Origin of the sequence: Flagellatimonas centrodinii (assembly GCF_016918765.2) — a bacterium.
GTDB lineage: Bacteria > Pseudomonadota > Gammaproteobacteria > Nevskiales > Nevskiaceae > Polycyclovorans > Polycyclovorans centrodinii.
Genome location: NZ_CP092104.1, coordinates 1,546,094 through 1,569,875, shown reverse-complemented (window position 1 = coordinate 1,569,875; position 23,782 = coordinate 1,546,094). Strand labels below are relative to the sequence as shown.

Annotated in this window: 21 protein-coding genes; 5 read left to right on the top strand and 16 right to left on the bottom strand. The window is 66.9% G+C overall.

Annotated elements, in window-relative coordinates; all coding sequences use genetic code 11:
• The first annotated feature begins 60 nt into the window (after positions 1 to 60).
• Positions 61 to 846: a porin family protein gene (locus JN531_RS07310; RefSeq protein ID WP_228348208.1), complete on the top strand. Its 786-nt coding sequence runs from the start codon at positions 61 to 63 to the stop codon at positions 844 to 846.
• A 66-nt stretch (positions 847 to 912) separates the two neighbouring features.
• On the opposite strand, the gene JN531_RS07305 is transcribed toward JN531_RS07310, so the two are convergent.
• Positions 913 to 1,242 carry a c-type cytochrome gene (locus tag JN531_RS07305; protein ID WP_228348207.1) on the bottom strand — a complete coding sequence of 110 codons (330 nt, stop codon included), beginning with the start codon at positions 1,240 to 1,242 and terminating at the stop codon, positions 913 to 915.
• Positions 1,243 to 1,252: 10 nt separating this feature from the next.
• On the bottom strand, positions 1,253 to 1,573 hold the full coding sequence (locus JN531_RS07300; protein ID WP_228348206.1) for a c-type cytochrome: 321 nt from the start codon (positions 1,571 to 1,573) through the stop codon (positions 1,253 to 1,255).
• Between the two features lie 139 nt (positions 1,574 to 1,712).
• On the opposite strand from JN531_RS07300, the gene JN531_RS07295 reads away from it, so the two are divergent.
• Positions 1,713 to 3,236: a Ppx/GppA phosphatase family protein gene (locus JN531_RS07295; protein ID WP_228348205.1), complete on the top strand. Its 1,524-nt coding sequence runs from the start codon at positions 1,713 to 1,715 to the stop codon at positions 3,234 to 3,236.
• Here the strand turns inward: JN531_RS07295 and ppk1 are convergent.
• From ppk1 to JN531_RS07280, 3 genes are all read right to left on the bottom strand, one after another.
• The gene (ppk1, locus tag JN531_RS07290) at positions 3,233 to 5,329 is read right to left on the bottom strand and encodes a polyphosphate kinase 1 (RefSeq protein WP_228348204.1); all 2,097 of its coding nucleotides are present in this window, start codon (positions 5,327 to 5,329) and stop codon (positions 3,233 to 3,235) included. The two genes, JN531_RS07295 and ppk1, sit on opposite strands and share 4 nt — an antisense overlap.
• A 45-nt stretch (positions 5,330 to 5,374) precedes the next feature.
• On the bottom strand, positions 5,375 to 6,706 hold the full coding sequence (locus JN531_RS07285; protein WP_228348203.1) for an NAD(P)/FAD-dependent oxidoreductase: 1,332 nt from the start codon (positions 6,704 to 6,706) through the stop codon (positions 5,375 to 5,377).
• Positions 6,707 to 6,772: 66 nt separating this feature from the next.
• A complete protein-coding gene (locus tag JN531_RS07280) occupies positions 6,773 to 7,630 on the bottom strand; it encodes an EcsC family protein (RefSeq protein ID WP_228348202.1) in 858 nt (285 codons plus the stop codon).
• Positions 7,631 to 7,709: 79 nt separating this feature from the next.
• On the opposite strand from JN531_RS07280, the gene JN531_RS07275 reads away from it, so the two are divergent.
• Positions 7,710 to 8,471 (top strand): NRDE family protein, encoded by a 762-nt coding sequence (locus JN531_RS07275; RefSeq protein WP_228348201.1) that lies wholly within the window; start codon positions 7,710 to 7,712, stop codon positions 8,469 to 8,471.
• 32 nt (positions 8,472 to 8,503) lie between these two features.
• Here the strand turns inward: JN531_RS07275 and JN531_RS07270 are convergent, their stop codons facing one another.
• On the bottom strand, positions 8,504 to 9,262 hold the full coding sequence (locus JN531_RS07270) for an SDR family oxidoreductase (RefSeq protein ID WP_228348200.1): 759 nt from the start codon (positions 9,260 to 9,262) through the stop codon (positions 8,504 to 8,506).
• Positions 9,263 to 9,285: 23 nt separating this feature from the next.
• Between JN531_RS07270 and JN531_RS07265 the strand changes: the two genes are divergently transcribed.
• Positions 9,286 to 10,077 carry an undecaprenyl-diphosphate phosphatase gene (locus JN531_RS07265; protein ID WP_228348199.1) on the top strand — a complete coding sequence of 264 codons (792 nt, stop codon included), beginning with the start codon at positions 9,286 to 9,288 and terminating at the stop codon, positions 10,075 to 10,077.
• On the opposite strand, the gene JN531_RS07260 is transcribed toward JN531_RS07265, so the two are convergent.
• From JN531_RS07260 to JN531_RS07220, 9 genes are all read right to left on the bottom strand, one after another.
• Complete coding sequence (locus JN531_RS07260; protein WP_228348198.1) at positions 10,074 to 12,215, bottom strand: primosomal protein N'; 2,142 nt, start codon at positions 12,213 to 12,215, stop codon at positions 10,074 to 10,076. The two genes, JN531_RS07265 and JN531_RS07260, sit on opposite strands and share 4 nt — an antisense overlap.
• A gap of 355 nt (positions 12,216 to 12,570) precedes the next feature.
• Positions 12,571 to 14,115, bottom strand: coding sequence for an FAD-binding domain-containing protein (locus JN531_RS07255; protein ID WP_228348197.1), 1,545 nt, complete (start codon positions 14,113 to 14,115; stop codon positions 12,571 to 12,573).
• A 60-nt stretch (positions 14,116 to 14,175) separates the two neighbouring features.
• Positions 14,176 to 15,072 (bottom strand): alpha/beta hydrolase, encoded by an 897-nt coding sequence (locus JN531_RS07250; protein ID WP_228348196.1) that lies wholly within the window; start codon positions 15,070 to 15,072, stop codon positions 14,176 to 14,178.
• Between the two features lie 15 nt (positions 15,073 to 15,087).
• Positions 15,088 to 16,959 (bottom strand): Lnb N-terminal periplasmic domain-containing protein, encoded by a 1,872-nt coding sequence (locus tag JN531_RS07245; RefSeq protein WP_228348195.1) that lies wholly within the window; start codon positions 16,957 to 16,959, stop codon positions 15,088 to 15,090.
• 97 nt (positions 16,960 to 17,056) lie between these two features.
• Positions 17,057 to 17,533 carry a DUF3015 family protein gene (locus JN531_RS07240; RefSeq protein WP_228348194.1) on the bottom strand — a complete coding sequence of 159 codons (477 nt, stop codon included), beginning with the start codon at positions 17,531 to 17,533 and terminating at the stop codon, positions 17,057 to 17,059.
• A 233-nt stretch (positions 17,534 to 17,766) separates the two neighbouring features.
• On the bottom strand, positions 17,767 to 19,188 hold the full coding sequence (locus JN531_RS07235) for an NAD(P)(+) transhydrogenase (Re/Si-specific) subunit beta (protein WP_228348193.1): 1,422 nt from the start codon (positions 19,186 to 19,188) through the stop codon (positions 17,767 to 17,769).
• Positions 19,189 to 19,193: 5 nt separating this feature from the next.
• On the bottom strand, positions 19,194 to 19,502 hold the full coding sequence (locus JN531_RS07230; protein WP_228348192.1) for an NAD(P) transhydrogenase subunit alpha part 2: 309 nt from the start codon (positions 19,500 to 19,502) through the stop codon (positions 19,194 to 19,196).
• Between the two features lie 14 nt (positions 19,503 to 19,516).
• Positions 19,517 to 20,644: an NAD(P) transhydrogenase subunit alpha gene (locus tag JN531_RS07225; protein WP_228348191.1), complete on the bottom strand. Its 1,128-nt coding sequence runs from the start codon at positions 20,642 to 20,644 to the stop codon at positions 19,517 to 19,519.
• Positions 20,645 to 21,124: 480 nt separating this feature from the next.
• A complete protein-coding gene (locus JN531_RS07220) occupies positions 21,125 to 22,156 on the bottom strand; it encodes a fatty acid desaturase (RefSeq protein WP_228348190.1) in 1,032 nt (343 codons plus the stop codon).
• Positions 22,157 to 22,250: 94 nt separating this feature from the next.
• Here JN531_RS07220 and JN531_RS07215 point away from each other — a divergent pair, with 94 nt between their 5' ends.
• Positions 22,251 to 23,246, top strand: coding sequence for an AraC family transcriptional regulator (locus JN531_RS07215; protein WP_228348189.1), 996 nt, complete (start codon positions 22,251 to 22,253; stop codon positions 23,244 to 23,246).
• On the opposite strand, the gene JN531_RS07210 is transcribed toward JN531_RS07215, so the two are convergent.
• A complete protein-coding gene (locus JN531_RS07210) occupies positions 23,243 to 23,731 on the bottom strand; it encodes a hypothetical protein (RefSeq protein ID WP_228348188.1) in 489 nt (162 codons plus the stop codon). The two genes, JN531_RS07215 and JN531_RS07210, sit on opposite strands and share 4 nt — an antisense overlap.
• Positions 23,732 to 23,782 lie beyond the last annotated feature (51 nt).

Sequence of the window (23,782 nt, the reverse complement as noted above, 5' to 3'; positions counted from 1 at the left end):
GGGTGAACCGGGACCACTGGGTTCCGATGCACCGTTTTGGATCACCCGATGGAGACTACCGTGACAAGCTGGCCCTACGCTGAACGCGTGCAGCGGCGACGCACCAACGCGGTGCGCGGTGCGCTGCTCTCCCTGCTCATCACCGCCCCCTTGCCGGCGAGCGCACTCAACGGCCATCTGAGCATTCGCTACTGGGACTATCGGCTGGAGGGAGGCACCACCGACACCGAGCGCCTCGACTTCCAGCGCGACCTGTCGGCCAGAACCGACGACCGGATCGGGCTTGCGCTGTGGCTGCGGCCATCCCCGGCCTGGCTGCCCGAACTCGGCTACCGCCGGTCACCCCTGGATGTCAGCGGCCAGCAGACCCGACAAACCGGCCTGCAGATCGGCGATCTCACCCTATTGCCCCAGACCCGAGAGGCGCTGGTGGACGCCGATCTCGACAACCACAGCCTGACCGCCCGCTACACCATCACGATGTCGCCGGCGATCAGCCTGTTGCCGGGCCTGACGCTCCGCCAGATCGACGGCGTTGTGCGAATTCGCGATGGCGATGACATCGCGGTGGATGACGAACGAATCGACGAGTGGTTTCCACAACTGCACCTCGCATTGCGCTGGCAGCCGCAGCCAGCGCTCGCGCTGCACCTGACCGGCGAATGGATCGAAGCCTCGGGGCGCCTGGCGGATGGCTTCGAGGCCGCAGTCCGCTGGTCGCCGGCGGAGGGACCGGTGGCCATCGAGGCCGGCTGGGCGCAGCAGCGCTATCGGTTCAGCGCCGGTGACGATCGCGTCCGCGCACGCTTCGCCGGGCCCTTTGCTGGCCTGGGGCTGGCGTGGTAGCGCTGCGCATACGAAAAAGCCCCGCCGTAGCGGGGCTTTTCTTGGACCCTCGAAGCTCGGGTCAGCCTACTGGCCGACGCTCGGCGTATACAGCGGTCCTTCCTGTTGCGAAAAGTACTGTGACAGCACCTTGATGTCCTCATCGCTGAGAACCCCGGCAATGCCTGCCATCACCGCATTCTTGCGCGCTCCGGAGCGGTAATCCTTCAAGGCGTGGGCGATATAGTTGGCGTACTGGCCAGCAATCACGGGATAGGTGGGCAGAATCGGCTTGGCGCCGGCTTCGCCGTGGCAGGCGACGCAGGTGGCGGCCTGCGCGGGGGCATCGGCGGAGGCCTGCGCCACGCCCACGCTCATCAGCAGGGTCATGGCGGCGACGCGAAGATAGTTGCTCATGTCAGCCCCCTCAGTGCTTCGGTGCATTGGCGATGAATGCGGCGATATCGGCAATGTCGGCATCGCTCAATGTCGCGGCCTGCGAATGCATCGTCGGATGCGGACGTTCGCCGCTGCGATAGGCCTTCAGGGCCGCTTCGATGTATTCCGCTTGCAAGCCACCGATCTTCGGCACCCGGTATGTCGGGTAGGCATTGTTGTACAGCGGGATGCCGTGACAGCCCATGCAGGTATTGGCTTTGACACGGCCGGCATCGGCGTCGCCGGCAGCAGACGCGTCAGCCATGACCGCAGCGGCAAGGGCGATCACACCCCAACGCGCGAACTTCATGCGATAACTCCGATGGGGCCAGACACCAGCCCGAATGACAGGACGCGGAATTGTCGGGGAAACCGTCGGTCGGGTCAACGCGCGCAAGGATGCCGCGGGCATCCGTTATAGTGCAGCCCCCCACCCGGCCCACGCCCGAATGACCCGGATCATCACCCCCGCACCGGTCAGCGGCAGTATCGATGTCGCCGCCGTCGACCTGGGCTCCAACAGTTTCCACATGATGGTCGCCCGCGCCAAAGGCGACGGCGAACTGCGGGTCATCGACCGCCTGCGCGAGCCGGTCCGCCTGGCGGCCGGCCTGGGTCGCGACAAACGCCTGCAACCCGAAGCCGCAGCGCGCGCCATCGCCTGTCTGCAGCGATTCGGCCAGCGCCTGCAGGGCCTGCCGACGGAACAGGTGAGGGTGGTCGGCACCAACACGCTTCGGCGAATGAAACGCAGCGCTGATTTCATCGAGGCAGCCGAGTCCGCGCTCGGGCACCCGCTGGAAATCATCTCCGGCGTGGAGGAAGCGCGCCTGGTCTTCGGCGGTGTCACCCACGGGATGGGACGCGAGCTCCCGCGGCGGCTGGTGGTCGACATTGGCGGCGGCAGCACCGAGGTCATCATCGGCCGCGCGGCCCGGCCACTGCTGATGGAGTCGGTCTCGCTCGGCTGTGTCGTGCACACCCAGCGCTTCTTCGCCGATGGCGTGATCACCCGGGCCCGCATGCGCAAGGCCCGACTGGCTGCCAGCGTCGAACTGGAATTTCTGGAACGGCTGTATCGTCAGGCAGGCTGGGACGTCGCCATCGGTGCTTCCGGCACCATCCGCGGCACCTGGCGCGTGATGATGAGCCAGGGCTGGTGTGACCAGGCCATCACCCGCGAAGGCCTGGAGAAGGTGATCGACCTCGTGATCGCCCGCGGTCACGTCGATCTGCTCGACTTCGAGGCCCTCCGCGACGATCGTCGCCCGGTCTTCCCGGGCGGGCTGGCGGTGCTGGCAGGGGTCTTCGATACTCTCGGCATCGAGCGCATGGAAACCTCCGACCGCGCCCTGCGGGAGGGCGTGGTCTATGACCTGCTGGGCCGACTTTCCAATCGTGATGTCCGCAGCGAAGCGGTCAATGCCATGACCAAGCGCTTTGGCGTTGACGTGCGACAGGCGGCCGATGTGGAGCGGACGGCACTGCGGCTGCTCGACCAGTTACAGGCCGGCTGGCAACTGGAGCCGCGGTCCTGTGCCACCCTGCTGCGCTGGGCGGCACAGCTGCATGAAATCGGTCTGACGATCGCCCATGCCGGTTACCACAAGCACAGCGAGTACATACTGCGTCACGGCGACCTGCAGGGCTTTTCACAAACCGACCAGCAATTGCTGGCGGCGCTGGTCCGTCTGCACCGGGGCAAGTTCTCGCTGCAGGCATTGGCCGATGTTCCGGCCGACTGGCAAACGCCGCTGCGACGACTCGCCGTCATCTTGCGCCTGGCCGTCCTGTTGCACCGCAGCCGCTCGCCGGGCCTGCGTCCCCCCGTGGTGACCACCGTGGCACGCAAGGGCCTGAAGCTCGGGTTTCGCAGCGGCAAGTGGCTGGCGCAACGCCCGCTGACACAGGCCGACCTGGAACTGGAAGCCGACTACCTCGCGGTCACCGACTTCAAACTCAAGCTCGACTAAAGCCCCCCCTCCATCATCACCGACTGCACCGGCGGAACGTCGTCCGCTTCGGGGCGTTCATAGGTGCCGTCGGACTGCAGCACCCAGGATTGCGCGGTGTCGGCAAGGTAAGCTTCGAGATGCTCGACCAGGCGCTTGCGAAGCGCCTTGTCGAGCACCGGGAAGGCGATTTCCACCCGCCGGAACAGGTTGCGCTCCATCCAGTCCGCGCTCGACAGCCAGACCTCGGCAGCGCCGCCGTTATGGAAGTAGAAGACGCGGTGGTGCTCCAGAAACCGGCCGATGATGGACCGCACGCGGATGTTCTCGGACATGCCGGGAACGCCCGGCCGCAGCGAACACATGCCACGCACGATGAGGTCGACCTGTACCCCCGCCTGTGACGCCTGGTAGAGCTTGCGGATAATCTCCGGCTCGACCAGCGCGTTCATCTTCGCGATCAGGCGTGCCGGCTTGCCGGCCTGGGCTTGCGCGATCTCTCGCTCGATCCGGTCATGCATGCCCTTGTTGAGGGTGAACGGTGACTGCAGCAAGCGGTTGAGCTTGATCACCTTGCCGAGACTGGTGAGTTGCAGAAACACCGCATGCACATCGCGGCACATCACCGGGTCAGTGGTGAACAAACCGTAGTCGGTATACAGGCGCGCGGTCTTCGGGTGGTAGTTGCCGGTACCGAGGTGAGCGTAGTAGCGGAGGCCGCCGGTGCCATCCGACCCCGGCTCCTCACGCCGCACCACCAGGCACATCTTGGCGTGGGTCTTGTAGCCGACCACGCCGTAGAGCACGTGGGCGCCGACCTCCTGCAAACGCTCGGCGAGGTCGATGTTGTCAGCCTCGTCAAACCGTGCCCGCAGCTCGATGACGACGGTGACCTCCTTGCCATTGCGCGCGGCGTCGCAGAGGGCATCGACCACCGGACTCTTTGCACCGGTCCGATAGAGGGTCTGCTTGATCGCCAGCACCTTGGGGTCGCGAGCCGATTGACGCAACAACTCCAGCACCGGCAGAAACGCGTCGTAGGGGTGATGCAGCAGCACATCGCGTTCACGGATCGCGGCGAACAGATCGCCGCTCAGGGCCTTCGGAACCCGCGGGGTGTGCGGCGGGTACTTCAGCTCCGGCCGGTCAATCAGGTCGGGCACCGCCATCAGTCGACTGAGGTTGACCGGGCCGTTGACCTGATAGACGTCTGCCGCCGTGAGCTGGGTTTCATCCATCAGGTACTGCCACAGCGCCTCGGAGCAGTTGTGCGCAACCTCGAGCCGCACGGTGTCACCCCACTGGCGCTGGCTGAGCTCACCTTCCAACGCTTCCAGCAGATCTTCCGCGTCCTCTTCATCCACCAACAGGTCGGCGTTGCGGGTCACCCGGAACTGGAAGCAGCCGCCCGCCTCCATGCCGGGGAACAGGTCATCGACGTAGGCGTGAATGACGCTCGACAGAAATACGAAGTCGTGCGGCCCGGTGCCCGGCACGTTGCGCGGCAACTGGATCAACCGCGGTAGTGCCCGCGGCGCCTGGACGATGGCAAACCCGGTATTGCGGCCGAACGCATCCTTGCCCGACAGCTGCACGATGAAGTTCAGCGATTTGTTGAGAATCCGCGGAAACGGGTGTGCCGGGTCGAGACCGATCGGCGACAACACCGGCAGCAGATCACTATGGAAGTAGCTCCGGAGCCAGGCATCCTGTTCCGGCGTCCATTCCGAGCGACGCAGGAAACGGATCTGCTCCTGCTCCAGGGCCGGCAGGATCTCGTCGTTGAAGATGCGGTACTGCTCGGCGACCAGCGAATGCGCCCGCTCGCTGATGGCCGACAGCACCTCGGCCGGGGTCAGACCGTCGGCCGAGCGCGTGTTCGGGTTCAGTTCGGCCATCTGCTGCAGGCCGGCCACGCGAATCTCGAAAAATTCGTCGAGGTTGGAGCTGGCAATACAGAGAAACTTCAGTCGTTCCAGCAGGGGCACACGCTCGTCGCGCGCCTGCATCAGCACCCGCCGGTTGAACTCCAGCAGCGACAGTTCCCGGTTCAGGTACAGCTCGTTGGCCGCGTAGTCCACGGCACTCCTTTTGTCAGTCGACGGATCGAACATGGTGCAGCCTCCACCATGATGATTCGATGAAAGCAGGGACGTCTGTCAAGCCGCGTCCTTGACCCGGTCCGACCCATGCGCCTCGCGGAGTGCCTGGGTGCTGGTCGGGTTGCCGGTCACCAACCGGTCGCCGATGTGCCGCGTGAAGTATTTCCAGCTCCACTGCACGAAGACCCGCAGGCGCTGCGAGCCGTCGATCAACGCCCGGATGTGCACCAGCGCCCAGATGTACCAGGCGATGACGCCAGTCGTTCGAAACGCACGCAGGTCACCGACCGCGCGGTTCATGCCGATCACTGCCATGGTGCCCCAGTCAGCGTAGCGAAAGGCCCCCGGCAATGCCTTGCCGGCAGCACGCCGTTTGAGAATGGTGGCAACGTAGCGCCCTTGCTGGATGGCGGCTGGCGCCAACCCGGGCACCTCGCGACCACGGGCATCGGTCATCCGCGCCAGATCGCCCAGCACGAAGATCTCGGGGTGCCCCGGCAGCGAGCAGTCCGGTTCCACTCGTACACGGCCACCGCGGTCCAGTGCCACCCCGGTGCGATCGGCAAGGATCTGGCCGAACAGGGAGGCCCGCACCCCCGCAGCCCACAATACGGTCCGAGCCCGAATGGTCTCGCGGTGTTCGCCCTGACGGACCCGAACCCCATCGGCGCTGACGTCCTCGACCAGGGTTTCGGTCATCACCGTCACCCCCAGCGCTTCGAGCTGCCGGCGCGCGGCGCGGCGCAGTTTGGCGTCATACAAGGGCAGGACGTCGGCAGCGCCTTCGACCAGCAGCACCCGCGCGCGCTGCGGGTCGATGCGCCGGAAGTCGCGCACCATCGTCTTGTGGGCAAGCTCGCCGATGGCGCCGGCCAGCTCCACGCCAGTGGGCCCGGCGCCGACAATCACGAAAGTCAGCAGATCAGCCTGTTCGGCCGGGTCTTCGGTGATCTCGGCGCGCTCGAAGGCGCCGAAGATCTTGCGCCGCATCTCGATGGCGTGCTCGGCGGTTTTCAGGCCCGGGGCAAAGGCGCGCCAGGCGTCGTTGCCGAAATAGTGGTGCTTGACGCCGGTGGCGACGATCAGGGTGTCGTAGCCAATCTCGCCGAACTCGTGATGCACCACCTTGCGCGCCGGGTCGATGTCATAGGCGGTGGCCGTCAGACACTGAACGTTACGGGCACGCCGCAGTACCACCCGCTGGGGGATGGCGATATCACCGATGGTCAGCGAGCCGGTGGCGACCTGATACAACAGCGGCTGGAACAGCTGAAAGTTGCGCTTGTCGAGCAGCGTCACCTGGTAGCCGGTCTTGCCGAGGTGTTTGGCGGTATGCAGGCCGGCGAAGCCGCCGCCAACGATCACCACGCGATGGGCTGAAGGATTCATGACAGGTCCCGATGTGAATTGTGTTGCAGCGCACAATTTATCATGGAGCCCCCCGGCCTCGCCGGCTCAGCGACCCCGTCCGGCGGCAATCCGCCGCCACTGGAATACCCGCCGAGCGGTCTGCGCCACGTCATGGAGATACCAGGCGTTCATCGAGCTGCCGACCACCGCCCCCAGCACCGGCACCACCCCGGCCGCCTTGCGCTTGCCGAGATGCACGCCGACCCGTGATGCCAGGGTCTGCAAACTGAACACGGTCGCCTCTTTGGCCATTTCCCGCTCGGCGACGCGCTCGATGCCGTCGCGCCAGGCGTCGTCGACCACCCAGTCGCCGTGCGCCAACGCCGCCAGGGCCGCCTGCTTCTCCCCCAGCGTGTTGGCCGATGCCAGGGCGAAAATGCCGATCCCCAGGCGCTCTCGATCGCGGTCGTCATCACTGTCGCCATAGCACAGGCCGGTTCGATGGATGGTTCGCAGCGCCAAGGTCAGCAGCGCGGGAATATCCAGCACCATGCCCGCTGCGCCACCGACACCGAACGCGGCCCCACCGGCGCCGCCCAGTAGCATCGCCCGCCGGCGGACGCGCTGCGCCAAAGCATCGGCCGCTTCCAGCGGTTGCGCGCGCAGCGCCGTCAGGTCGTGCACCCCGGCGCGCGACAGGATGGCCTTGCGGTCATCCAGCCGCAGGGCAAGGCGGTTGGCCTGCGACAGTGCCGCCCGCAGCGCGTCCACAGGCACAAGTGCCTGCACCGCCTTGGCGGCCTGCCCCGACGGCCGCGCCAGCAGCCGCGTGCCCCAGCTGGGCGGCTCATCGCGCCAGCGTTCAAAGGCCGCCAACACCTCGGCCTCGTAGGCGTCGAGGCCGGCAACGTGCAGCACCGGGAGGCTCCCGGCAGTCACGGGCTGAACCGGTTCATTGCTCATGGCACCTAGTGTAGTGCTTCGCAACTGCTGTAGACCCGCCCGTGTTGACAGCGGTTAGCCGGCGCCACAGGCTCCCGCCATGTGCCTGATCGCCTGCGCCTGGCGCGCCCATCCCGACTACGAACTGCTGCTCGCCGCCAACCGCGACGAGTTTCATCAGCGTCCCACCCTCGCCGCCGCCGCCTGGGTCGAGAATCCCACTGTGATCGGCGGCCGGGATGGCCTGCACGGGGGTGGCTGGCTGGCCCTTTCGGCCCGCCGGCGGTTGGCGGCGGTGACCAACGTGCGGCGGATGGAGCCGCCGGCACCCGACGCCCCCTCTCGCGGCCGGCTGGTGGCCGAGTTCGTCAACGGTGACCTTGATGCCGCCACCCATGCCGACCGGCTGCTGGCCGACGCCGGGCGCTATTCGGGCTTCAATCTGCTGCTGTGGGACGGCGCTGCCCTGCTCTACCTCAGCAACCATCCGGAACCCACAGTGACGCGCCTGGCGCCGGGCGTACACGCCGTCTCCAATGCACAACTCGATACGCCGTGGCCGAAGCTGCGTCGGCTGCGCGCCCGGGTGGAAGCCGTGTGCGCCACCGACATGGCCGTTGACAGCCTCTGGCCGGCACTGGCGGACGACCGCCCGGCAGCCGATGCCGAGCTGCCGGACACCGGCGTCGGCATCGAAACCGAACGCTTCCTGTCGCCCCCGTTCATCCGCGGGCCCCACTACGGCACCCGCGCCAGCACCGTGGTGGCGATTCCGCGCGATGGCGGAACGATGCACTTCAGCGAGCGCCGCTTCGGGCCCGACGGCGTGGCGGCCGGCGACAGCACCCTGAGCCTGACCTGAGCGCCGGCCCACCATCGCCCGCCTGCTGCGCCCTACCCCAGGCGCAAACCGCCATCCACCGGTAGCACCGCGCCGGTCATGTAGTCAGCGTCATCCGAGAGCAGGAAGGCAACGGCGCGGGCTATCTCGTTGCCCCCGCCCAGCCGGCCCAGCGGGATGCGCGCGGTCTCGGCCGCCTTGTCGGCGGCGGTCATGGCGGAGTTGACCGCCCAGATCATGTGCCCCGGCGCCACCGCATTCACCCGCACCCGCGGCGCCAGCTCCAGCGCCAGGGCTTCGGTCAGCGTCCACAGGCCGGCCTTGGCAGCAAGGTAGGGGGCATAGCCCGCGCGCGGCCGGCGGGCGTGAACGTCAACAATGTTGATGATGGCCCGCAGTTCCTCGAACGCCGCGCAGGCCTGGGACAGAAACAGCGGTGCCCGCAGATTGCTGCCCAGCAGGTCATCGAACTGTGCCGCCGACACCGTCGCCAGCGGCGTCTTGAAATAGCTGGAGGCGTTGTTGACCAGGGCATCCAACCGGCCCCAGGCCGCATGCGCCCGCGCGGCCAGGGCTGCGGGCGCCGCCGGGTCGAGCAGGTCCGCCACACAGACCTGCGCACTGTCGCTGCGCTGTGCATTCAGCTGGCTCGCCAGGGCATCGGCGGCCGCCCGCGAGTGCCGGCAGTGGATCACCACCCGCCAGCCCTGGCCATGCAGGGTGGTGGCGATTGCCGCGCCGATGCGCACGCCGGCGCCAGTGATCAGCACCACCGGAGCGGCTGCCGGGTTTCCCGTATTCTGTGTCGTCATTCTCCGAGCATAACGAGATCGCCGTGAACGATTGGCTGTCCGCGCTGCTGTTGGGCGTGATCGAGGGTCTGACCGAATTCCTGCCGATCTCCTCGACCGGCCACCTGCTGATCGCGCAGGAGTGGCTGGGACGGCGCTCGGACCTGTTCAATGTCGCCATTCAGGCCGGTGCCATTGCCGCCGTCTGCCTGGTTTATCGCGCCAGAATCAGCGAGCTGCTGCGCGGCTGGCAGGTGGCCGAGCACCGGCGCTACGCACTACAGATCGGCGGCGCCTTCCTGATCACCGCGGTCCTCGGGCTGAGCGCCAAACTGGCCGGAGCGGAGCTGCCGGAAACGGTGCAGCCGATCGCCATCGCGCTCATTGTCGGCGGCCTGGTGATCTTCGCCGTGGAAGCCTGGGCGCGGCGCCAGCCGGAGCGGCATCAGGTGACCTGGGCGGTGATGGTGGCGGTGGGCGTGGCCCAGGTGGTGGCCGGCGTGTTTCCCGGCACTTCGCGCTCGGCTGCGGCCATTTTCGCCGCCATGCTGGCAGGGCTGACGGCGCGCCCGCGCGCAGCCGAGTTCGCGTTCCTGGTGGGCATCCCGACCATGTTCGCGGCCACCGGCTTCGAGCTATTCAAGGTGCTGCTCGACGGTGAGGCGGCGGCGCGCGAGCCGTGGGGGCAGCTGGCGCTGGCCTTCGGGGTCTCGGCGGCCACCGGCTTTCTGGCAGTGCGCTGGCTGCTGGGCTTCATCGCCGGCCACAGCTTTGTCCCCTTCGGCTGGTATCGCATCGCCCTCGGCGGCGGGCTGCTGCTGTACTTCGGACTCTAGAAGGTGTCGTAGGGGTCGATATCGATCGACCAGCGCACCCGACGCGCCGCCGGCAGGCCGTCGAGTGTCAGCACCCAGGGTGCCAGCACCCGATGTAGCTGACTGCGGTGCGTCCCCTGCAACAGGATCAGCGCCCGCGCACGCCCGGCACGCCGCTCCATGGTCGCCATCATCGGTGGCGCCGCCTGCACTCCCGGCGCCAACGGCAGACTTCCGTGGGCCGCCTGCAGGAACGCCATCGCATCGGCGGCATCAGGGGCATCCGCCCGCAGCACCGCCATATGACTGAACGGGGGCAACGCCATCGCCTCGCGCTCGGCCAGCACCGCCTCGGCAAGGCCGTCATAGCCCCGGCGCACGAGGGTCTGCAACAGCGGGTGATCCGGCTCATGGGTCTGCAACAGCACCCGCGCCGGCTGGCCACTGCGGCCGGCCCGACCGGCAACCTGGGTCACCAGGGCCCCCATCCGCTCAATGGCGCGGAAGTCGCTGCCATACAGGGCCTGGTCGGCCGAGACGATGCCGACCAGATTCAGCCGCGGGAAGTCGTGCCCCTTGGCCAACATCTGGGTCCCCACCAGCAGCGGCACCCGGCCGGCATGCAGATCGTCCAGCAAGGTCGCCAGTGCACGGGTACCGCGGCTACGATCGGAATCCAGACGCTCCACCCGCCGCCCGGGATAGCGCTGCGCCAGCGCCGCCTCGATACGCTCCGTGCCCTGTCCAACCGGCATCAGACTGGCGCCGCCGCATGACGGGCAACTGCGCGGCACCCGCATCTGGTAATCACAATGGTGACAGTGCAACCGCGCCTGCCCCCGATGCAGGGTGAGGTGAGCGTCGCACTGGGGACACGGGGCGCTCCAGCCACAGGTATGGCAGAGCAACACCGGCGCAAACCCGCGCCGATTGAGGAACAGCAGCGCCTGACCGTCGTGTTCGAGACAGTGGTCCAGCGCCTTCAGCAGTGGTGGCGACAGCCCCTCGAACAGGGGCAGCCCACGCAGGTCGACCAATTCCACCGGCGGTGGCCCGGCGGCGTGAACCCGGGAGGCCAGCACGAGCCGCCGGTAGCGACCCTGCCGGACGTTGTGCAGGGTTTCCAGTGCGGGCGTGGCGCTGCCCAGCAGCACCGGGCAGCCCAGCTGCGCGCCGCGGTAGCAGGCCACGTCGCGAGCCGAGTAGCGGAACCCCTCGTGCTGCTTGAACGACACGTCGTGTTCCTCGTCCACCACCAGCAGGCCAAGCCGCTGGAACGGCAGCCAGACCGCCGAACGGGTGCCCACCACGACGCGTGCGTGACCGTTGCGGGCCCGCTGCCAGGTCTCCGTCCGCTGGGCGTCACTCATGCCGGAATGGAACCCGGCCACCGCATCGCCGAAGCGTTCGCGAAAGCGCGCTGTGATCTGTGGTGTGAGCCCGATTTCCGGCACCAGCACCAGCACCTGCGCACCCCGCGCCAAAACCTCGGCGGCGGCGCGCAGGTAGAACTCGGTCTTGCCGCTGCCCGTCACCCCTTGCAGCAAGGTGACGCCAGGCGCGGCCGCATCGAAGGCAGCCCAGGCCTGCTGTTGATCCGCGGTGAGGGTCGGCGCCGCTACCGTAGGTGCCGGCGGCGCCTCGCAGGGCGTTTCGACGATCCAGCCCTCATCGGCAGCGCGCCGACGGGCCGCACCGGCCGCCGGTGCAAGGCCGGCGGCGACCGCATCGAGTACGGCACGCTGGGCCCGCCGATTGGCTGGCAGCGTCGTGCGCGCCGAAATCCCGGCCTCGGTCAGGGTCCACCGCATTGGCGGCGCCCAGGTGGCATCGGCACCGGCACGCAGCGGCGCCGGCAGCGCTGCCATCACCACCTCGCCGACCGGGTGCTGGTAATACGCCGCCGCCCAGCGCAGCAATTGCAACAACTCGGCCGGGAGCACCGGCGCTTCGTCAAGGATGGCGGCAACCGGTCGCAGCCCCTCAGGGGGGCGCGCGTCGGTGAACGGACCGGCCATCACAACGCCGATGACACTGCGGCGGGCCAGCGGCACGCGCACCCGGACGCCGGGGCTGAGCCCGCCGACGAACGGTGATCGGTAGTCCAGCGTCTTGTACAGCGGCGCTGATACCGCCACGGCCACCCGGGCCTCACTCATGGCCTGTGGATAACCTTGTGCATGAAAACACGCCGCGCGGAAGCGCCCTTACGGCCTCGTGTTGCACTGCAGCGTAAGTACGCTTTGGATTACATATAAACATCATTTTTTTCAATTACTTGCATCTATATGTCGATAATGTGACTGAACCGTCCCTTGACGCCCCCGTCACCGTGCGGTCCATCCCGATTGTGTATAACCGGCGACCTCGCGCACCACCACGGTGCGAAATCGATCCCGCGGTGCGCCCGGTTGCATCACCACCGCCATGGCGCGGGCATTCCGCTGGCGGTCAGGTTTCGCCCGACGAGGGTGCCACCGCCGGGGGCAGCACAGTAGCGAAATGCGGCCGCGTTCACTCGTCGAAGGACATCGGGATCTGCGGATCAGCGGCGCTCTTCGGCTTGGGTGAGCGGCGAGCGCCGCCGCTCGGCAAGCCGGACTTGCGCGACCCGTGCCGCTCCTGGATGGCATCGGCCATCTGTCCGAAACCTTCACCACGCCGCACCGCCCAGACCCGGTCGCGAGCCTCGCGGTTGGCGGCCGTCAGGTCCAGCAGCGGTGCCGGATAGTCCGGGCAGAACCGACGCTGCTCGCCGGCACCCAGCTTCCACGGCATATGCACCCGCTCGTCCGGCACACCACGCAGGGCCGGCACCCAGGTACGGATGAACCGTCCTTGCGGATCGTGGTCCTGGCCCTGCTTGATGGCGTTGTAGATGCGGATGGTATTGATACCGGTGACGCCCGACTGCATCTGCGCCTGCGGGTAATGAATGCCGGGTTCGTAGTCGACGAACCGGCGCGCCAGAAACAGGGCCGGTGCCCGCCAGTGCAGCCACAGGGTATAGCTGGCCACCGCCATCAACATGGCGCGCATGCGGAAGTTGAGCCACCCGTGATGCGCGAGAAAGGCCTGGCAGGCATCGACGAACGGCCAGCCCGTGCGGCCCTCGCACCAGGCCTGGAACCGCTGCGGATCCGGGACATCCGGCCGCAGACCGTCGTAAGCGGGATGGGTGTTGTCGAATTCCAGCCGGGGAGCGGTTTCCAGTTTCTGGATGAAGTGGCAATGCCAGTGCAAGCGGCCGATGAAAGCATTCAGCGATCGCCCCCAGGTGCTGTGTTCGGCCGCCGTCAGCGCCGCCTTGCGCGCCACCGCAGCCTGCAACACCTCGCGCATCGACAACGTGCCCCAGGCCAGATGAGGCGACAACCGTGAGCAGCCCTGCTCCGCCGTCAGCGGGCTCGACAGTGCGCGCGGATAGGCCGCGCCGCGTTCGTACAGAAAGCTGTGGAGTGTGGCTTCGGCCGCGGCCCGGCCACCGGCCTGCCGGCCGGGGCAGGGGTCCTCGGCCAGCCCTGTCGGCCAGTCGGGAATCTCGCCGGGCAACACGCCCGCCAGCGGCTGAAGCCGGGCCGGCAGGGTGGCACAGGGTTCAGCCATGAGCGCCTGCCACTGCCGGGCCCAGCCGTCGCGCGTTGCCAGCGCCCGCACGACCCCCTGCTGGCGGCGCTCCTCCCAGCGCAGACCCTCCCCCGCACACCAGGCCGCGACCGCGCGGTCGCGCGCAAAGGTCCAATCGTTGCCGGTTTCCTGGTGGCTCCAGAGGGTGAAGGGGCCGTGTCGGCGGCGCAGCCGCTGCAGCAGCGGCAGCATCTCGCCCTCCCGCACCACCAGCGGCGCTCCGCGCGCCGCCAGCGCTTCACGCAAGGCCAGCAGCGACTCACGCACGAAGGCCCACTGGCGCCCGCTGGCATCCGGCTGGGCCCACAACCCGGGTTCGATCACGTAGAGCGGCAGCACCGGTCCGCAGCGGGCGGCCTCGGCCAGTGGCGCATGGTCAATCACGCGCAAATCGCGCTTGAACCACACCACCTGGAAGGCACCCGCGTTCATCGCTCGAGGATGCCCGATCCCCGCCGCTATCGCCCGCCGTCAAGCATCTCCTGCTGCAACTCAGGGCACCGGATCGACCGGGCGGGCGGTCATCTCATCCAGATACGACGTCAGTCGCTTCCGCAGCGGGGGGCGCCGCAGTCCGTCAATGTGACCGCCCTCCGCAATACGCCACAACTGCCGGGGCGGGCGGGCGGCGGCGTACAAGGTCTCGGCATGGGCAATCGGCACCACCCGGTCACGCTCGCCGTGGATCAGCAATAGAGGCACCGGGGCGACCTGCGCCACCACGTCGACGGCTGCGTGGCGGTCAGAGATCAGCGGCGCGGCCAGCCATTGAAACGGCCAGGTCAGCCAGGCCTGTGCCAGCTTTTCCCGCGCGATACCGCGATAGCTGGCGAAACCACTGTCGGCCACCAGGGCCCGCAACCGGGCCCGATCATCGGCCGCCGCCACCAGGCGGATCGCGACTGACGCACCGAGACTCTGACCGTAAACCACCACCGGCAACTGCGGCTCATGCGCCAGCAGCCAGCGTAGGGCCGCATCGGCATCGGCGTGCGCGCCGTCCAGGTCGGCCCGTCCTTCGGAACGGCCGTAGCCACGATAGTCGGGCACCAGCACCCCGTACCCGGCTGCGGGCAGCCAGTTCACCGCAAACACATGGGAGCTCAAATTCTCGGCGTTGCCATGCAGAAATAGCACCAGTCCGCGGGGCGATGTTGTGGCCGGCAGAAACAGGGCGTGCAGCCGTATGCCGTCGGCGGACGGGATCTCGACCGACACTGCCGGGGTGCCGAGCGGACGATCGGCGAAGTAGAGGTGGCGGTCCGGCTGCAGGAACACCCCCGTGCATCCGCTGAGCAGCAGCAGCAGGCCGAGCCGCATGCCAACGCCGATCAGCCGCCGCCAACCAGCCGCGGATGCGACGCGCCCACTGTTGCCTGCCGCAGACATTGGTCGACGTCCGCCTCAGTAGTACAGGTGGTACTGCAGTCCCAGCGCCGTCCGCTCACCGAGACGCTGGTCATGACCGTCAACCGACAGCTGCAGAGCGTGATGCCGGGCCAGCGTCAGATTCTGCCGTAGCTGCCAGCGGACGCGGTTGCGACCATTGGCAAACTGTTCGACGCCCGCCTCGCCGTGCAGCGTCAGCCGGCCCCAGGCCGCAAGCACGCCGCCACGGACGCCCAACGCCGGCTGCAATGGGTCACGAAACCCGTGATTGTGCTCCACACGTGCCGTCGCCAGTGCATACGTGCGCAGGCCACGCGCCAACGCGACGGTCGCACCGACACCGCCGTTAACCTGCGCCGCCCGATGGACATCCCCGGCCACCCACTGGCGCTCGACGCCGGTCTGCACCGCCCATGACAGGGGGGTGAAGAAGCGGTCCCGCGGGCTCAGCGACACGATGTCCACCAGGTCCAGCCGATCCAGCTCGAGCCCGGCGGACTCTTCCAGCCGCAGCTCCAGGTTGCCGAGGTTGATCTGTGCGCCGAAGGGGAAGCCGTCACGGTTTTCATGAAGGCTGTGCAGGGCCATGCGGAATCCGAGACTGGCATGGCGGACCCCGTCCTCACGTCCGACCCCGACTGACAAACGCCGGCTGCCGTGGGCGAGGTCCGGCGCAATCCCGGCATCAGGGGTGCCCCAATCCGACGGCAGCGCCGAAGCCCGTGCGCGCAGTTCCCGCAGCAGCGTCAGGCTACGGCGGGCGGCATCCGGGTCCCGCTGGGTGCCCGTCTGCGTGAACCGCAGGTAACGATAGGCGGTGGCCACCGCGGCGGCTTGCATGGCGGCGTCCTGTTGCGCCAGCGGCGGGGCCAGCAGACGCTGCGGATCCTGGCTCAGCGCTTGTACGTCATCGTGCAGGTCTGCCGGCAGCGCGTCGAGCTGGGCCTTCAGCACGGTTCCCTGCGCCGGCCGGAACTGGCGGCCGGTGACCATGCCAGCGGACTGCACGGCGCGGATGGTGTCGATGGGGATCGCGGTCAGCGGAAAATGCTCGGTCAACGACACCCCCGGACGGGCCACCTCCAGCAGCTCGAGCACCCGGTAGGAACAGTTCTCGTCAAAGAAGTAGTAGGCGAAATTGATGCCCTTGAGCTCCCACAGATGCTGGATGAGACGTTCGGTCTCCTCCGCCGTGAGATTGAGGCGGTATTCCCAGATGTCACGGTTCTCGTCGCGGTTGTAGTCGCGGATCTTCTTGTAATAGTGGTCCACCTCGAACTGGCCGGGATACCCCCCGGTGAGACCCCGAAACGCATAGAACAGCCCGTTGTCCGACGGGTCGACCAACGCCCCGAAGTTCACCGCAAAGGACAGGTACTCGCCGCCCTCGCCCTGTTCGCCGGCATCCAGACGCAACAATGTATGGCCAAACATCGATGACGGGCTGTTGAGGTAGTAGGACGGGAACACCAGTACCGCGCGGTCGGCGCGCACCCCACTGCGGAACTCCCGGTACGCTGCACAGTCCGGCTGCGCGATGGCGTCCAGCGGTAGCTGTGTCCGCAACCAGGCCAGACGTGCCACGAAACGACACTGCGCATGGTCATCGCCGGCGTCCGCCGGCGCCAGCAGCGCCTCTAGCGTGGCCTGCAGCTCAGCTCGGGGGTTCACCGCCCCGTCGGCGGCGAGAAAGAACCTGGCGTCATCGGCATGGCTGCGCCACGACCCCGGCCAAGCGCCGGCCTTGTAGTGCCCCAGCTTCAGCCACTGATCGTGCAGCCACAGCTGGCGCGCCTGCGCCTGCGCCCACACACCCTCGGCTGACCCGGCCAACGTCGGCATCGGCAACAGCAGGAGCGACAGTATCAGGAAAACCGTGCGCATCATCGAAAACGTCAAACCCGCAAATGGAAAGGCCCGGCATCCTGCGATGCCGGGCCCGAACGACCGTCGCGCTGTCGCCCGAGGGCGACAGCCGCGAGGATCAGCTGACGTACTTGGCGAGGTCAGCGTCGGCCTTCATCAGCGCTTCGAGGCTGGCAATCACCTCATCAGCGGTGACGCTCTCGCTGGGGAACAGCACTTCGAAGTTCTGATTCGCCATGGCGGCAAATGCAGCGCGGTCTTCGGCAGCGACGCCGTAGGCGACGGCCACGGCGGTCAACGTATCGCCTTCACCGACGGCCACGTCGGCGGTCAGCTCGTCGAGCATCGCCGACACCATGGCCTTGCCGCCATAGGTCAGCTTGCCTGACGTGGAGCAGCCGTTGGTACCGGAGGTCATGCCGAAGGTGGCGTTACCCGAAGTACCATTGGTGGTGCTGGCGAGGAAGTGGGGCACGATCCCCGACTGGCCCTGGAACAGCATGTTGCCCCAGCCGCAGTTGGGGCCGCCCGGGGCTTCCGCAAACGCGGAGGAAGAGGCAGCCAACAGAATGGCACCCGCCACAAATTTCTTCATCTTGTATCTCCCGATTGTTCTAGAGAAGGGTGAACCTCACCCTCGTGCCGATAGTACGGCGGGGTCGAGCTTATCCGCAAGACGCGATGCCGGTGTGTGCATCACGTCTCACATGCATCCTGATCGGCATGACGAGACGATGACGTCCGCCAGACAAAAAAAGACCGGCGGGATCATCCCGCCGGCCCTTGATTGCCTGCTGTTACCGCCGGTATCGGCGGCAGGATGGCGGGTCAGTGACCGCCACCATCCAGCGACTTGACCGCCTGGATCATCGCCACCAGCACCTTCTGGGCATCGCCATACACCATGTTGGTGTTGTCGGCGAAGAACAGTTCGTTCTCGACGCCCGAGTAGCCCTTGCCCTGCCCGCGCTTGACCACGTAGGCCTGCTTGGCCTGGTCGACGTTGAGGATGGGCATGCCGTAGATCGGGCTGCTCTTGTTGGTGCGGGCTGCCGGGTTCACGGTGTCGTTGGCCCCGATGACGATGGCGACATCGGCTTCCTTGAACTCGTTGTTGATGTCTTCCATGTCGTAAATGATGTCGTAGGGCACGCCGGCTTCGGCGAGCAGCACGTTCATGTGCCCGGGCATGCGACCGGCCACCGGATGGATGGCGAACTTCACCTCGACATCGGCATCCTGCAGCAGCTTCACGAACTCGAACAGCTTGTGCTGCGCCTGTGCCACCGCCAGACCGTAGCCGGGCGCGATGATGACCTTGGAGGCGTAGCGCATGTTGATGCCGGCATCGCCGGCCTCGATCGGCTTCATGCTGCCGGTGATCTCGCCCTGTTCGTCACCGCCGCTGGCGCCGAAGTTGGAGAACAGCACGTTGCTCACCGAGCGGTTCATCGCCTTGGCCATGAGCAGCGTCAGCAGGGTGCCGGCGGAGCCCACCACCATGCCGGCCACCATCAGCGCCGGGTTGCCGATCACATACCCTTCAAAGCCCACGGCAAGTCCGGTGAAGGCGTTGAACAGGGAGATCACCACCGGCATGTCGGCGCCGCCGATGGGCATGGCCATCATCACGCCGTAGACCAGCGACAGGACGAAGAAGGCAGCGATCAGCTCGGGGCCGACATTGCCGCCCTGGTAGACGGTCCAGGCACCGATGCCGAGGATGGTCAGCACGATCAGGCCGTTCACCGCCTGCAGGCCGGGGAACCGCCAGGTGCCGTTGACCCGGCCATCCAGCTTGGCCCAGGCCACCAGCGAGCCCGACAGCGACACCGCACCGATGATGCCGCCCAGCACTGCCATCGAAAGGATGATGTTGCCGTGCGCCTTGTGGCCGAACAGCTCGATCGCCGCGATGGCCGCAGCCGCGCCGCCACCCATGCCGTTGTAGAGCGCCACCATCTGCGGCATGGCGGTCATTTCGACCTTCTTGCCACTCCACCAGGCCCAGCCGAGGCCGATCACCAGCGCCACCAGTGCCAGAATGACGTTGGTGGTGAGGAAGGGTTCAGCCTTGGGGTTGACGTCGGCGATGTAGAGGAAGCTCGCCAGCACGGCGATGACCATGCCGACCCCGGCCACGACGATGCCCGAGCGCGCCGTCACCGGCGAACTCATGCGCTTCAGGCCGTAGACGAACAGCAGCGTTGCGACGATGAACGACGCATCAATGATGAATTGAGCATTCATGACGATCAGCCCTTCTTCTTGTCGGACGGCTTGAACATTTCAAGCATGCGCTCGGTGACCACATAGCCACCCGCGGCGTTGCCAGCGCCCAGCAGTACGCCGAAGAAACCGATGGCCTGCTCCAGCGTGGAGCTGGCGTTGACCAGCGCCCACAAGGCACCGACCACGACGATGCCGTGGATGAAGTTGGAACCCGACATCAGCGGCGTATGCAGGATCGACGGCACGCGGCCGATGATCTCGTAGCCGGTGAAGGCGGCAAGCATGAAGATATAGAGGGCGACAAAGCCCGTGATGGCCGTAGTGGCGTCCATGGGATGCTCCTGAATTAGGCCGCTTCAACGGCCTTGGCGGCCGCTTCGTTCTTGATCTCGCCGTCGTGCGTGAGGCACGCCTTGGCGAGGACTTCGTCTTCCCAGTCGATGGCGAGCGCGCCGTCCTTGATCATCAGCTCGACCAGGTTGAACTGGTTCTTGGCATACAGCTCGGAGGCGTGCTCGCCCAGCAGAGACGGCACGTTGAGCGGCGCGACGATGGTGGTCTGGCCTACAACGACGGTCTCGCCCGGCTGGGTGTACTCGGTGTTGCCACCGCCCTCGGCCGCGAGGTCGACGATCACGCTGCCACCCTTCATGCCGTCGATCTGTGCCTTCGAGATCAGCTTGGGCGACGGGCGGCCGGGAATGGCGGCGGTGGTGATGATGATGTCGGCGGCCTGGATGTGCTTGGTTACCACAGCGGCGATCTTGTCCTTTTCTTCCGCCGTCAGCTCGCGGGCGTAACCGCCTTCACCGCGGGCATCGACGCCCGTGTCAATGAACTTTGCGCCCAGCGATTCGACCTGCTCCTTCACTTCCGGGCGCACGTCATAGCCTTCGACCTTGGCGCCGATCCGGCGTGCGGTGGCGATGGCCGACAGGCCAGCGACACCAACCCCCATCACCAGCACCGTGCCCGGGCGGATCGAGCCGGTGGCGAAGGTGGTCATCGGCATCATGCGGGCAATGCTGGTGGCGCCCAGCAGCGCGCCGTAGTAACCGGCCAGCGCCGCCTGGCTGGACAGGGCATCCATGGCCTGGGCGCGGGTAATCCGCGGCACCAGTTCCATGGCGAAGCAGGTGATCTTCTTGTCACGGAGCTTCTTGACCAGTTCGATTTCCTTGTGGGCGTAGATAAAGGAGATCAACACCGATCCTTCCTTCATCGCCTCCACCGCCTCGACTGACGGCGGCTGCACCGCCAGCACGATGTCGGCATCGCTGACCAGACCCTGCGGGTTGGCGGCGCAATGGACGTTCTTGAACGCGCTGTCGGGCAGCTTGACCGCGTCACCCGCACCGGACTGCAGCGCCAGCTTGGCGCCGAGTTTGGTCAGTTTGTCGGCGACGACGGGGACGAGTGCCACGCGGCGCTCGTTGGCCCGCGTTTCCTTGAGCACGGCGATATTGAATGCCATGAGGTTCCCTGTTGGTTGTGTGCCATCCAGCCGCACCCCCGGTGCGCTGAGGGGCGACAGTCTAGCGGGGTTTTGACCGGATGCCGAGCCGTTTATGACAGCCACGATAGCTTGAGACTATGGCGCGCCCCCGCGCCGCCGAAATGTCCTTACGCGCCCGCAACCTCACTGGTCGTTGCGAGCCCGCAACCTCACTGGTCATTGCGAAGCCCGCAACCTCTCCTGTCATTGCGAGCCCGCAACCTTCCCTGTCATTGCGAGCCCGCGCAGCGGGCGTGGCAATCTCGTCCGGCCGGCCGTGCCCTCCACAGCGAGATCGCCACGGGGCTGCGCCCCTCGCGATGACAGGTATGGGCTTCGCCCCTCGCGATGACAGATATGGGCTGCGTCTCTCCCGATGACAGATGGGCTGCATCTGTCGCGATGACAGTTGGGCTGCGCCACTCGCCATGTCAACGCGTGGCGCGTCATGCGGCAATCTCACCCCGCGGTCTGGAACCGGTTGGCCCGGCCGAAGGTGGCGGTATCGTTGAAGCGCACGCCCATCTCGCGCATCACCCGGTGCGCCACCGGCGCCGTCCACTGACGGATGTAGAACGGCTCTTTCACCACAAAGTGATGAATGGCGTGGGTGGCGCCGAAGTTGAAGCAGAACAGCTGGAACGGCAGCATCCAGCGCGGCGTCAGCACCTGGGTCTGCTGCATCACGTTCTCGTCCTCGACGTCACCGTAGTAGTGCATGGACGAGCTGACGAAGTGCAGGCAGAACATGCGCAGCTGGTTGGGGGCCACCCACACCACGGTGGCCAGCGTGATCCACGGCATGGCGGCGAGCGTGCTGGCGCTCCAGGCGATTTCGGTGCCCATCAGCGCCGCAGCCCCGTTGCCCAGGTAGAACCCCAGGAAGCTGTACCAGATGGCCAGATGAATCCAGCCCATCGGGAAGTAGCCCAGCGGCGCGGCGAAGGCCAGCAGCAGCTTGCGCTTGCGGGTGGGCATCATCGGCACGCGCAGCCACAGCGCCAGCAGCCAGTCGCTCATCATGATGAGCCGCTTCAGGCTGTAGGGCTGGCCGTTGGTGATGCCCCGCTCCTCAAGATCTTTTTCGGTGCCCGAATGCTTGTGGTGCTGGAAGTGCAGCTTGCGGCGGATCCAGGGGTTGATGGTGCCCGGCCGCGTCAGCCAGCACAGCGCCATCATCAGGTGATGCGCCACCTTGTTCTTGCGGAAGTACATCCAGTGGATGAGGTCATGCTCCAGCTCATGGATGAAGCTGGCGAAGATGGCCGTCACCGGCACACAGACCCACCAGGGGATGGCGCCCATCCAGTACAGCCAGCCGCTGCCCACCATGCCCGCGATGGATGCGGCCATGATCAGGGCACCCAGCAAGTCCTGCCGTTTCAGCCAGGGGTGCACCTCGCGCAGGCGCTGGCCCTCGGCGAGTACCACCTGTTTGATGCGGGCCGTCTTGTCGGCATCCGTGAGGATCTGCGGCGCGGCATGGGTCATGGTGAAACTCCGGTATCGTGAAGACCACTAGCATCCTTGTATCCGCGCCCTTCCGCATGGCCCTGCCCGCCAATCGCTTGACCGTTGCCGCCAGATGAGTGCCTCCACCCTCACCAGTTGGGCCCGTGCCGTGCGCCGCGCGCTGGAGGACGCCGGCTGCGATGCCGAGGCCTTGTTCCGGCAGGCCGGCCTCGACCCGACCTGGCTGCAGGACCCGCAGGCGCGCTACCCCATCGTCCGCTCCAGCCGCTTGTGGGCGCTGGCGGTGGCTGCCACCGGCAACCCGGCCTTCGGCCTGGCCGCGGCCAAACGGGCGCCGGTGACCAGCTTCCATGCCCTCGGCTTTGCGGTGATGGCCAGCGACAGCCTGCGCGACGCCTTTGAACGCTGCGCGCGCTATCTGTCGGTGGTGTCGGATGCCGCCGCCCTGCGGCTGGAAGACCGCGGCACTACCACCGCCGTCCTGATTGAACCCCGCGACGGCGATGCCGCCCCAGCACCGGAGGCGCTGGATGCCTTCGCCGCCGTCTTCGTTTTTATGTGCCGTGCCCGCCTGGGACGGCGGTTCGCCCCGTTGGAAGTGGCCCTGCAACGACCGGCACCGCAGGATGACAGTCCCTGGCAGCAGTGCTTCCGCTGCCCGGTGCGGTTTGCTCAGCCCACCCACCACCTGTTGATCGAACGCGCCACCTTGGACCAACCCCTGGACAGCGCCAGCCCGGAGCTGGCCGCCCACAACGAGGCGGTGGTGCAGCGGTTGCTGGAGACCCGGCAAAAAGGGGACCTGGTCAGCCGTGTACGCACCCTGTTGATCGAACGGCTGCCCCACGGCGACCCCGGCGAGGCCGCCATCGCCACCGCCCTGAACCTGTCCAGCCGCAGCCTGCACCGCAAACTGGCTGAACAGGGCACCGGCTACGCCGCGCTGCTGCGCGACACTCGCGAATCCCTGGCCCGCCAATACCTGCAGGACGGCCGCCATTCGGTCAGCGAAATCGCCTACCTGCTGGGCTTTTCAGACGCCAGCAGCTTCACCCGGGCGTTCAAACGGTGGACCGGGATGGCGCCAGCACAAGCGCGGAGGCGCTAAGGCGCCGCCGACATCAGGCTGCCGATCGGCGTTACATCTGCCTTGGCCGCCGCGCCGCGCGGCGGTTTGCGGATGAATTGGGTGCGGGCGATCTGGTTGTCCTTCTTCAATTGCCGCATCAGCTTCTCGCAGTCCTTGCGCTGGGCTTCACACAGGCCGTCCATGTCGATCTGCATGGCGTAGCCACGGCCGGTGACGGTGCGCCTGATCACCGTCGGATACGCCGGATGGTCTTCCGGCACGAAGGACCACAGCACGTTCTTGGCGGTGTCCTCGATCTCGGTCCAGCCCTCACGGTTGGTGCGCACCTGCGCACTCGCCCGGTTGGAAAGCTTTTCGTAGGCTTCTTCAACGGTGGCAAAGCCCACCGACGTCACCGGGCCGATGTGCATCTCGATGGTGGATTGCTCGTAGTCCGCCCGGACGCCGGTGGACAGGGCCAGAAACGACAGTGCCGATACGGCACTTAGCAGGGATGGGCGCATGACAACCTCCAGGATGGTTGGCGTCGACGGCGGCGCCTTGTAAACGTGCGT